We start from the raw sequence: 11,055 nt of genomic DNA on the forward strand, positions 1-11,055 counted from the left end.
TTTTGGTCTAGTCTGGCTCGGTTTTTAGGGCCGTGCCGCTTGACGGTTTCGTGGGGAGGGGGTATAAGCCCGGCCTTCCACGGCAAGGGTCGTGTTCGAAAAGGGTTTGTCATGGCTAATCATAAGTCCGCTGAAAAGCGTATCCGTCAGACGGAAGTCCGTACCGAAGTGAACCGGGCCCGCGTGTCCCGTATCCGTACCTTCGTGAAGAAGGTTGAGCTGGCCCTGGAAGCCGGCGACAAGGCCGCCGCCGCCGAGGCGTTCAAGCTGGCCCAGCCGGAAATGATGCGTGGCGTCTCCAAGGGCGTGATGCACCGCAACACGGTGTCGCGCAAGATTTCCCGTCTGTCTCTCCGCATCAACGCTCTGGGCTGATAAGCCGGCCGCGCCGATCGCGCGGACCCTCGGGGGCCGGCGCATGAGGCGGGGTCCCAGCTCTTGACCGTGGATTGGATGGGGCCGCGTCCTGCCGGACACCGGCGGGGGCGCGGCCTTTTCCTTGTCCGCCCGTCGTTACTGCGTTCACCCTCACCTATTCTTCCAGAATAGTCCGAAGGGCCGGTGCCGGGCGGCGGGCGCGAGCATCATTCGGTCTTTTTTGCTTGTTCCCTTTTCGAGCCTATTGCGAGTCCCGGACGGCCCGACTAGCATCTGCGGATGTGCGGGGTCGTTCTCCTCGATGAAGTAATCAAGCGGCGGAAACGCCCGCGCAGACCGATGGCAGATATACTTTGATGATGACGCTTGGCGCTCTACATCACTCTGGCGTTGGTAGATTTCTGAATCTTTGAAGAAGATCATGCGTCTACGGGAGATTCTTTAAAACGAATCCCGTAAGGTGCGCGGTTTTGTTTGCGTGTATGGGTTTTGGTCTGCCTGGTATTTCAGCGGAATGGTGCCGGACGGGGCGGGGGCGATGCCTCAAACCCGGTGCCGGCAAACGTTCCGGTGGGAGGAAAGGCGGTCACGGAACCAGCCGGGACAGGGCCGACGACAGGGGCTGACGAAGCGGGGTTAGGGCGGCGTTGGAAAAGGCGGGACCTTGGGTGGTCCGCCGCCTTTGCCCATCATCGTCCGTCGTGCCGGCGTCCAACCGGCTCCCATGCCTTCGTTCGGCTCCAGGCTTGTCGCCCGGACCTCCGGCCTTCATGAGGCGCCTGTCGGGGTGATGCATCCCGGCATGACCTGCCTCATGGGGGAACCGGACTTTCCCGGCCCAAGGTTCCGGTCCGATTTGATCCGGTTGTCAGGCCGGCTGTCGTTGGCCGGTGTGGTCTTATTGATTTCCGGGTCCGGAAGGCGTTGGGGCAGGAGCGAAGCGGGAATGTCGGTTCAGGCATCTCTGGATCAGCAATGGGCGCGCATCAGCGGGCGCCTGAAGGACGAGGTGGGTGAAACCGCGTATCGCAGCTGGCTGAAGCCGCTGACCGTTGAGGATTTCATCGGCGGCCAGGTGCGCATCGTCGTGCCCACGCGCTTCATGCGCGACTGGATCCGCACCCACTACGCCGATCGTATCCGCGCCCTGTGGACGGGGGAAAATCCCGGCGTCCAGTCCGTGGAAATCGTTGTGGCCCCGCCGCGCAACGACGCCTCGCTGGGCGGCGCCCTGACCACCTCCCCGCGCGCCGTCGCCAACGCCACCGCCGATGCCGGGGCGCTGGCGGAGACCGGTATCGATCACCTGCCCACATATGACGAGGTCGAGGCCTCCGCGTCCCTGAACGGCGGCCTGAACGGGGCGGCCGAGGCGCCGGCCCTGCCCGCCTTCATCGCCGGCAACGGCCTGGGGGAGGAGCGGGATGACGTCTCGGCCCTGCTGGACCCGCGCTTCACCTTCGAGAATTTCGTGGTGGGCAAGCCCAACGAACTGGCCTTCGCCGCCGCCCGCCGCGTGGCCGACGCCAACGCCGTCACCTTCAACCCGCTGTTCCTGTACGGCGGCGTGGGCCTGGGCAAGACCCACCTGATGCACGCCATCGCTTGGCACATCCGCAAGAAGGACCCCGCCCGCCGGGTGATCTACCTGTCGGCGGAAAAGTTCATGTACCAGTTCATCCGGGCGCTTCGGTACAAGGACACCATGGCGTTCAAGGAGCAGTTCCGCTCCGTCGACGTGCTGATGATCGACGACGTGCAGTTCATCAGCGGCAAGGACAGCACCCAGGAAGAGTTCTTCCACACCTTCAACGCCCTGGTGGACCAGAACCGCCAGGTCATCATCTCCGCCGACAAGAGCCCATCGGACCTGGAAGGCATGGAGGAGCGCCTGCGCTCCCGCCTCGGCTGGGGGCTGGTGGCCGACATCCACCCGACGACGTATGAGCTGCGCTTGGGGATTCTGCAGTCCAAGGGCGAGCAGATGCGGGTGCAAATTCCGCAGAAGGTCCTGGAGTTCCTGGCCCACAAGATCACGTCCAACGTTCGTGAGCTGGAAGGCGCGCTGAACCGCATCGTGGCGCATGCCGAGCTGGTGGGCCGCGCCATCACCCTGGAAAGCAGCCAGGAAGTGCTGCACGACCTGCTGCGCGCCAGCAACCGCCGGGTGACCATCGAGGAAATCCAGAAGAAGGTGGCGGAGCACTACAACATCCGCCTGGCGGACATGAGCTCCGCCCGCCGCGCCCGCGCCGTCGCCCGCCCGCGCCAGGTGGCGATGTATCTGTCCAAGCAGCTGACCGCCCGCTCCCTGCCCGAGATCGGCCGCAAGTTCGGCGACCGCGACCACACCACCGTGATGCACGCCGTGCGCAAGGTGGAAGAGCTGTGCGCCACCGACCCGACCTTCTCCGAAGACGTGGAACTGCTGCGGCGCATGCTGGAAGGCTGACACCCCTTCCATTCCCGCCTGTCTCCGTCCCCTTGTCTTTGCCCCCCGTCTCCAGCCCCCCGGGCCCCCCTTTCGGACAGGGGCGACTCGGCCTTCCGGATGCCTCTGGAATCGGTCGAAAACGCTGTCGCCGCGCGGGGCTTGTGCTATGGTGACCACCCCTTTTTCCAGGCCCTGTGGGGGGGCCTCGGGGGGGATTCAAGGCAAACAATCGCCGCGCCTCACAGGGGCGACGGGTCAGCACAAGCGGAACGGCATGAAGATCACCATCGAACGCGCGGCTTTGCTCCGGTCTCTCGGTCATGTTCAGAGCGTGGTGGAGCGTCGGAACACCATTCCGATCCTGTCCAACGTCCTGCTGAAGGCGGAAAACGGTGAGCTGGCGCTGACCGCCACCGACATGGATCTGGAGATCGTGGAATCCGTGCCGGCCGACATCGCGCGCCCCGGTTCCGCCACCGCCCCCGCCCACACCCTGTACGACATCGCCCGCAAGCTGCCGGACGGCAGCCAGGTGGAACTGGACTTCACCGCCGACACGCTGACCCTGCGCTCCGGCCGGTCGCAGTTCCGCCTGGGCGCCCTGCCGGTGGAGGATTTCCCCGTCATGGCCGGCGGCGACACCGGGCACCGCTTCAGCCTGTCGGCCAACGACCTGAAGATGCTGGTGGATCGCACCAAGTTCGCCATCTCCACCGAGGAGACGCGCTACTACCTGAACGGCATCTACCTGCACGCTTCCAAGGCCAAGACCGGGGCCGCCGAAATCCCCGTGCTGCGCGCCGTGGCCACCGACGGCCATCGCCTGGCCCGGGTGGAGATGGCCCTGCCGGACGGCGCCGCCGGCATCCCCGGCGTGATCATCCCGCGCAAGACCGTGATCGAGGTGCGCAAGCTGCTGGACGAGGCGGCCGACCGCATCGAGGTGCAACTGTCCGACACCAAGGTGCGCTTCGCCTTCGACAGCATCGTGCTGACCAGCAAGCTGATCGACGGCACCTTCCCGGACTATGAGCGCGTCATTCCCACGGGCAACGACAAGGTGATGGAGGTCAACGCCGGCCAGTTCGCCGCCGCCGTCGACCGCGTCGCCACCATCTCCACGGAAAAGAGCCGCGCGGTGAAGCTCAGCCTGGACCGTGGCATCCTGACCCTGTCGGCCTCCAGCCCGGAAGCGGGCTCGGCCACGGAGGAGATCGAGGTCAGCTACGACAACACCGCGCTCGAAATCGGCTTCAACAGCCGCTACCTGCTGGACATCACCCAGCAGATCGAGGGCGAGGGCGTGCGCTTCACCCTGGCCGACGCCGGCTCGCCCACCGTGGTGCGCGACGTGGCCGACGGGTCGGCCCTTTACGTCCTCATGCCGATGCGCGTTTGAGGTCCTGGGGTCCCCGGGGCGGCGGTAGCGGTTGCTGGCCAATATGGGCGCCATGTCCACAGAAGAGCCGCCCCTGACGGGGGAGCCGGAGGGCACCCCTCATGAGCATGAGGGGGCGGCGCCCGCGGTCATCCCCGGGGCCGTGTCCACGCCGCCGGTGGCGGCGCTGGCGGTCACGCGGCTGACCGTCACCCGCTTCCGCTCCTACGCCCAGGCCCGCCTGACGCTGGACCGGCGGCCGGTGGCGCTGACCGGCCCCAACGGCGCCGGCAAGACCAACCTGCTGGAGGCGGTGAGCTTCCTCGCCCCCGGCCGTGGCCTGCGCCGCGCCAAGCTGGGGGATGTGGAACGGCTGCAGGCCCCGGGCGAAACCTGGGAGACGCCGGGCTGGGCCGTGGCGGCGGAGGTGTGCACACCGCTGGGCGTGGTGGAGATCGGCACCGGCCGCGACCCCGCCGGCGCGCCGGGCAGCGAGCGCCGCGTGGTGCACATCGACGGCCGGCCGGCCAAAAGCCAGATGGCGCTGGCGCAATATGTTTCCTGCGTTTGGCTGACGCCGCAGATGGACCGCCTGTTCGTCGAGGGGGCCGCCGGCCGCCGCCGCTTCATCGACCGGCTGGTGTTCGGCTTCCATCCCGAGCATGCCGGCCACCTCAGCCGCTTCGAACAGGCCATGCGCGACCGCATCCGCCTGTTGCGCGAGGGGGGGACCCCTCCTGGCTGACGGTGCTGGAGGACCAGATGGCCACCAACGGCATCGCCGTGGCCGCCGCCCGCCGCGACGTGACGGCCCGCCTGGGCGCCGCCTGCCGCCGGGGCGTGGGGCCCTTCCCGGCGCCCGGCCTGGCGCTGACCGGCACCCTGGACACATGGCTGGCCGACCGGCCGGCGGTGGAGGCGGAGGACGCGCTGCGCCGAGCCCTGGCGGAGGCGCGGCGGATCGACGCGCACGCCGGCACCACCACGGTGGGCCCGCACCGCAGCGACCTGGCCGTGACCTACCTGGCCAAGGGCATGCCGGCGGATCTGGGCTCCACCGGCGAGCAAAAGGCCCTGCTGATCGCCATCGTGCTGGCCAACGCCCGGTTGATGGCGGCCGAGGGCGGGGCGCCACCCCTTTTGCTGCTGGACGAGGTGGCCGCCCACCTGGATGCGGAGCGTCGCACCGCCCTGTTCCAGGAGGTGCTGGCCACCGGGTCGCAGGCGTGGATGACGGGCACCGACGCCGCCACCTTCGCCGAACTGGGGGCCGCCGCCAACCACGTCCGGGTGGTCCCGGACGACACCGGCGGCGGCGTGGTGGTGGGCGCCGGATAGGCCCCTGGCGCTTTCGAGAGTCCGCGGAATGGGGGGCAGCGATCCCCCTTGGTTATGACGGTTTTGCCCCTGGGCGACGCGATATCTGGTAGAGTGTATCCATGGCACAAGAAGCTCTGACGACCCCCGACTCCGCCGCCGAGGATTACGGCGCCAGCTCCATCAAAGTGCTGAAAGGCCTTGATGCGGTGCGCAAGCGTCCCGGCATGTACATCGGCGACACCGACGATGGTTCCGGCCTGCACCACATGGTGTACGAGGTCGTGGACAACGCCATCGACGAGGCGCTGGCCGGCTATTGCACCCGGGTGGACGTCATCCTGAATCCCGACGGTTCGTGCACCGTGCGCGACGATGGCCGTGGCATCCCTGTGGACATCCATGCGGAGGAAGGCGTGTCGGCGGCCGAGGTCATCATGACCCAGCTGCACGCCGGCGGTAAGTTCGACCAGAACAGCTACAAGGTCTCCGGCGGCCTGCACGGCGTGGGCGTGTCCGTCGTGAACGCCCTGTCGGAAATCCTGGACCTGCGCATCTGGCGCCAGGGCCGGGTGTGGGAGATGCGCTTCGCCCATGGCGAGGCGCAGGCGCCGCTGGCCAACACCGGCGCGGCACCGCTGAAGGCCGACGGCCGCCCCCTGTCGGGGACGGAGGTCACCTTCCTGCCGTCCAAGGCCACCTTCACCAAGACCGAGTTCGACTACCAGACGCTGGAACACCGCCTGCGCGAGCTGGCCTTCCTGAACTCCGGCGTCACCCTGTACCTGACCGACGCGCGGGGGGTGGAGCCGAAGTCCTGCGAGCTGCATTACGAGGGCGGGCTGGAGGCCTTCGTGCAGTGGCTGGACCGGTCGAAGACGCCGCTGCACAAGCCAGGCATCGCGCTCCGCGCCGAACGGCAGAGCGACCTGGGCGGCACCATCGGCGTGGAAGTGGCGCTGCAGTGGAACGACAGCTATCACGAGAGCACGCTGTGCTTCACCAACAACATCCCGCAGCGTGACGGCGGCACCCACCTGGCCGGTTTCCGCGCGGCGCTGACCCGCACGCTGAACAACTACGCGAACGAATCCGGCATCGCGAAGAAGGAGAAGGTGAACCTTTCCGGCGACGACATGCGCGAGGGCCTGACCTGCGTGCTGTCGGTGAAGGTGCCCGATCCCAAGTTCTCCAGCCAGACCAAGGACAAGCTGGTCTCCTCCGAGGTCCGCCCCGTGGTGGAGGCGGTGGTGGCCGACGCCCTGGCGACCTGGCTGGAAGAGCACCCGGGCGATGCCAAGCGCATCATCGGCAAGGTGGTCGAGGCCGCCGCCGCGCGTGAGGCCGCGCGCAAGGCGCGGGAACTGACCCGGCGCAAGGGCGCCCTGGACATGGCCTCGCTGCCCGGCAAGCTGGCCGACTGCCAGGAACGCGATCCGGCGCTCAGCGAACTGTTCCTGGTCGAGGGTGACTCGGCCGGCGGCTCCGCCAAGCAGGGCCGCTCGCGCCAGTTCCAGGCCATCCTGCCCCTGCGCGGCAAGATCCTGAACGTGGAGCGCGCGCGCTTCGACAAGATGCTGTCCTCGGCCGAGATCGGCACCCTGATCGCGGCGCTGGGCACCGGTATCGGGCGTGAGGAGTTCAACGCGGAAAAGGCGCGCTATCACAAGGTCATCATCATGACCGACGCCGACGTGGACGGCGCGCACATCCGCACCCTGCTGCTGACCTTCTTCTACCGCCAGATGCCCGAGCTGATCGAGCGCGGCTACCTCTACATCGCCCAGCCGCCGCTGTACCGTGTGAAACGCGGCACGGCCAAGGAACGGTACCTCAAGGACGACCGGGCCATGGACGATTACCTGATCGGCCAGGGGCTGGAAGACGTCGCCCTGGTGGGCGCGGCGGGTGTCCAGCGCGAGGGCGGTGAGCTGCGCGACGTGGTGGAGCAAGCGCGTTCCGCCCGCCACCAGCTGCAGGCCCTGACCCGCAAGGTGGGCAACGCCGCCGTGGTGGAACAGGCGGCCGTGGCCGGCGCCCTGTCCATGACCCTGCTGACCGATGACGCGCGCGCCGATGACCTGGCCCGCGTGGTGGCGGCACGCCTGAACCGCATCGAGGCCCAGGCCGCGCAGGCCGCCGGCAATGCCGGCGAGGGCGCCACCGTGGGCGTGGGCGCCTGGCAGGGCGAACGCGCGCGCGAGGGCGGCCTGATGCTGTTCCGCACCAGCCGCGGCGTCACCCACCGCCACATCCTGGACGCCGACGTGCTGAAAAGCGTGGAGGCCCGCCGCCTGGACGCTATGGCCGACTTCCTGAAGACGGTCTTCACCGACGCGGCCACCCTGACCTACCGCGGCCGCACCACCCGCACCATCGTCGGCCCCACCGGCCTGATGGACGCGGTGCTGGAACAGGGCCGCCAGGGCCTGTCCATCCAGCGCTACAAGGGCCTGGGCGAGATGAACCCGGACCAGCTGTGGGAAACCACGCTGGACCCCAAGATCCGCTCGCTGCTGCAGGTCAAGGTCACCCACGTCGATGAGGCGGAAGAGGTGTTCTCCACCCTCATGGGCGACATCGTCGAACCCCGCCGCGACTTCATCCAGGAAAACGCGCTGAAGGTGGCGAACCTGGACGTGTGAGGCGGCGTAAAAAAAGAAAATCAAACGTACCCCGTGGCGTGTGGGACCAACGTTCCGCCCCACGGGGGCCGGCATATGGGGCGTTTCATCAAGTAGCGGCTGTGTGAGGACCGGACGCCGGCGATGGCGTGTTCTGGCCGTTTTCCATGTGCGAAGGGCGTGGGACCGCGCACCGGGCCGCACCGACAAAGCCTGAGGGGGACCTGATGATCACGGGTGAGATCAAGCGCCAGATCGACGACATCTGGAACGACTTCTGGACCGGGGGCGTGTCCAACCCGCTGGCCGTGATGGAGCAGATCACCTACCTGCTGTTCGTCCGCCGCCTGGATGAGATGCAGATGGTGGAGGAGGCGAAGGCCGCCGCGCTGAAAAGGCCGGTGGAACGCCGCATCTTCCCCGAGGGCGCGGACGACGACGGCGTTGCCTATGACCGGATGCGCTGGTCGCGGTTCAAGTCGCTGGAGCCGCGGGCGATGTTCGACCTGGTGGACCGCCACGTATTCCCATTCCTGCGCACCTTGGGCGGCGACGCCTCCAGCTTCGCCACCCATATGAAGGACGCGCGCCTGGGCATCCCCACCCCGGCCCTGCTGGCCAAGGTGGTGGAAAAGCTGGACCGGGTGCCGATGGAGGACCGGGACACCAAGGGCGACGTCTACGAATACATGCTGGGCAAGATCGCCAGCGCCGGCCAGAACGGGCAGTTCCGCACCCCCCGGCACATCATCGCCACCATGGTGGAACTGATGGCGCCCACGCCGGACGACGTCATCTGCGACCCCGCCGCCGGCACCGCCGGCTTCCTGGTCCAGGCCGGGGAATATCTGCGGCGGGAGCATCAGGCCCTGTTCCGCGACCCGGCGACGCTGAGGCACTTCCATACCCACGCCTTCAACGGCTTCGACTTCGACCCCACCATGCTGCGCATCGCGTCCATGAACATGGTGCTGCATGGGGTGGAGGGGGCGACCATCGCCTATCGTGACAGCCTGGCGGAGGAACATGGGCAGGATGCGGGCGCCTATTCCCTGATCCTGGCCAACCCGCCCTTCGCCGGGTCGCTGGACTATGAGTCCTGCGCCAAGGACCTGCAACGCATCGTCAAGACCAAGAAGACGGAACTGCTGTTCATCGCCCTGTTCCTGCGCCTGCTGCGCACCGGCGGCCGGGCGGCGGTGATCGTGCCGGACGGCGTGCTGTTCGGGTCCAGCAAGGCGCATAAGGAGATGCGCCGCATGCTGGTGGAGGATCACAAGCTGGACGCGGTGATCAAGCTGCCGTCCGGCGTGTTCCGCCCCTATGCCGGTGTTTCCACCGCCATCCTGTGCTTCACCCGCACCGACAGCGGCGGCACCGACCAGGTCTGGTTCTACGACCTTCAGGCCGATGGCTTCACCCTGGACGACAAGCGCACGCCCCTGCTGGCGGAGGACCGCCAGGGCCCGGCGCCCGAACGCCCCCTGACGGCGGAGGAGTTCCAGAAGAACAACCTGCCCGACCTGGTCACCCGCTGGCAGGACCGCGACGGCGATGAGAAAAAGCGCCCGCGCACGGCCCAGAGCTTCTGCGTGCCCAAGGCGGAGATCGCGGCGGCCGGCTATGACCTGTCGCTGAACCGCTACAAGGAGGTGGCGCACGAAGCCGTGGACCACGCCAGCCCGGCGGAAATACTGTCGGACCTGAAGAAGCTGGAGGCCGAGATCGCGGAAGGGACCCGGCGGCTGGAGGAGATGCTGGGATGAGTGATTGGCTCCAGGAATCTTTCAGTGACTTGTTCGTTGATTTATCGAGCGGTCATCGAAAGTTGAAAACAGAAGAGTACTTAACTTCTGGTCGGGTTCCGATTGTAGATCAAGGGGCCAATTTTATATGTGGTTATTGTAACGAAGAAGAAGCCGTAGTCCAGGTGGAGAAACCCGTCATTGTCTTTGGGGATCATACCCGGCACTGGAAATATGTGGACTTTGATTTCTGCGTTGGAGCCGATGGCGTAAAAATATTCAAGCCTTGTGACCGACTTGACTCACGTTTTGCATACAGGGCGCTCTGTAACCTCGACATCGAAAGCGCTGGGTACAGTCGGCACACTAAGTTTTTGCGCCGTAAAGTCATTAACTTTCCGACCAATATGAAAGAGCAGCGGCGGATCGCGGCTATCCTTGACCAGGCCGACACACTTCGCCGTCAGCGCCGCGTTGCGCTGGAGCGGCTAGATGAACTGCCTCGCCACTTGTTTGCACACACCTTTGGTGACCCCGTTGCCAATAAGCAAGGCTGGCACCGCTTGCGCCTTGGTGACCTTCTGGAGGCCATCGACAGCGGGTGGAGTCCCAATTGTCTGGACAGGCCGGCGGAAGCGCATGAATGGGGAGTGCTTAAGCTTGGGGCAGTTACACGATGTATATTTGATGAGAACGAGCAGAAGGCACTTCCCTCTACCGAAAAGCCGCGACCAGACCTGGAAGTCAAAGCAGGTGACATTCTCTTTACGCGCAAGAACACTTATGACCTTGTCGCCGCTTGCGCTCTCGTTGGTGATGTGCGTCCGCACTTGATGCTGCCCGATCTCATTTTCCGGCTTCGCCCGAGGCAGGACGCACTAATCAATTCATTCTATATGCAACAGCTCCTTACCTATCCTACCAAACGGAAGGAAATACAGAAGCTTGCCGGCGGTGCAGCAGGTTCAATGCCGAACATTTCCAAAGGGCGCTTGCTGGCTGCGGAAATTGAGGTCCCCCCCTCGACCTCCAACGCGCCTTTGCCGAGCGCGTGCGGGCCATTGAGGTGCTGAAGGCCCGGCATCGCGCCCATCTGGCCCAACTCGACGCCCTGTTTGCCTCCCTGCAACACCGGGCGTTCCGGGGAGAGTTGTAAAGGCGCGCGTCGGTGTCGTGGCG

General features: G+C 66.3%; 8 protein-coding genes. All 8 read left to right on the forward strand.

The genetic code is table 11. The features are described from left to right. The first annotated feature begins 111 nt into the window (after positions 1-111). Positions 112-375 carry a 30S ribosomal protein S20 gene (gene rpsT / locus UAJ10_RS12335; RefSeq protein WP_040846579.1) on the forward strand — a complete coding sequence of 88 codons (264 nt, stop codon included), beginning with the start codon at positions 112-114 and terminating at the stop codon, positions 373-375. Between the two features lie 949 nt (positions 376-1,324). Then, complete coding sequence (dnaA, locus tag UAJ10_RS12340; protein ID WP_322915629.1) at positions 1,325-2,830, forward strand: chromosomal replication initiator protein DnaA; 1,506 nt, start codon at positions 1,325-1,327, stop codon at positions 2,828-2,830. 256 nt (positions 2,831-3,086) lie between these two features. Then, positions 3,087-4,211, forward strand: coding sequence for a DNA polymerase III subunit beta (gene dnaN / locus UAJ10_RS12345; protein ID WP_322915630.1), 1,125 nt, complete (start codon positions 3,087-3,089; stop codon positions 4,209-4,211). Between the two features lie 52 nt (positions 4,212-4,263). Continuing rightward, positions 4,264-4,935, forward strand: coding sequence for an AAA family ATPase (locus UAJ10_RS12350; RefSeq protein WP_322915631.1), 672 nt, complete (start codon positions 4,264-4,266; stop codon positions 4,933-4,935). A gap of 17 nt (positions 4,936-4,952) precedes the next feature. After that, a complete protein-coding gene (locus tag UAJ10_RS12355) occupies positions 4,953-5,528 on the forward strand; it encodes a DNA replication/repair protein RecF (RefSeq protein WP_322915632.1) in 576 nt (191 codons plus the stop codon). A gap of 101 nt (positions 5,529-5,629) precedes the next feature. After that, a complete protein-coding gene (gene gyrB, locus UAJ10_RS12360; RefSeq protein WP_322915633.1) occupies positions 5,630-8,152 on the forward strand; it encodes a DNA topoisomerase (ATP-hydrolyzing) subunit B in 2,523 nt (840 codons plus the stop codon). Positions 8,153-8,358: 206 nt separating this feature from the next. Further along, positions 8,359-9,897 carry a type I restriction-modification system subunit M gene (locus UAJ10_RS12365; protein ID WP_322915634.1) on the forward strand — a complete coding sequence of 513 codons (1,539 nt, stop codon included), beginning with the start codon at positions 8,359-8,361 and terminating at the stop codon, positions 9,895-9,897. Further along, positions 9,894-10,949 carry a restriction endonuclease subunit S domain-containing protein gene (locus UAJ10_RS12370; RefSeq protein WP_322915635.1) on the forward strand — a complete coding sequence of 352 codons (1,056 nt, stop codon included), beginning with the start codon at positions 9,894-9,896 and terminating at the stop codon, positions 10,947-10,949. The genes UAJ10_RS12365 and UAJ10_RS12370 overlap by 4 nt, the downstream gene beginning before the upstream one ends. Positions 10,950-11,055 lie beyond the last annotated feature (106 nt).

This window comes from Nitrospirillum guaranorum, assembly GCF_034653275.1.
Lineage (GTDB): Bacteria > Pseudomonadota > Alphaproteobacteria > Azospirillales > Azospirillaceae > Nitrospirillum.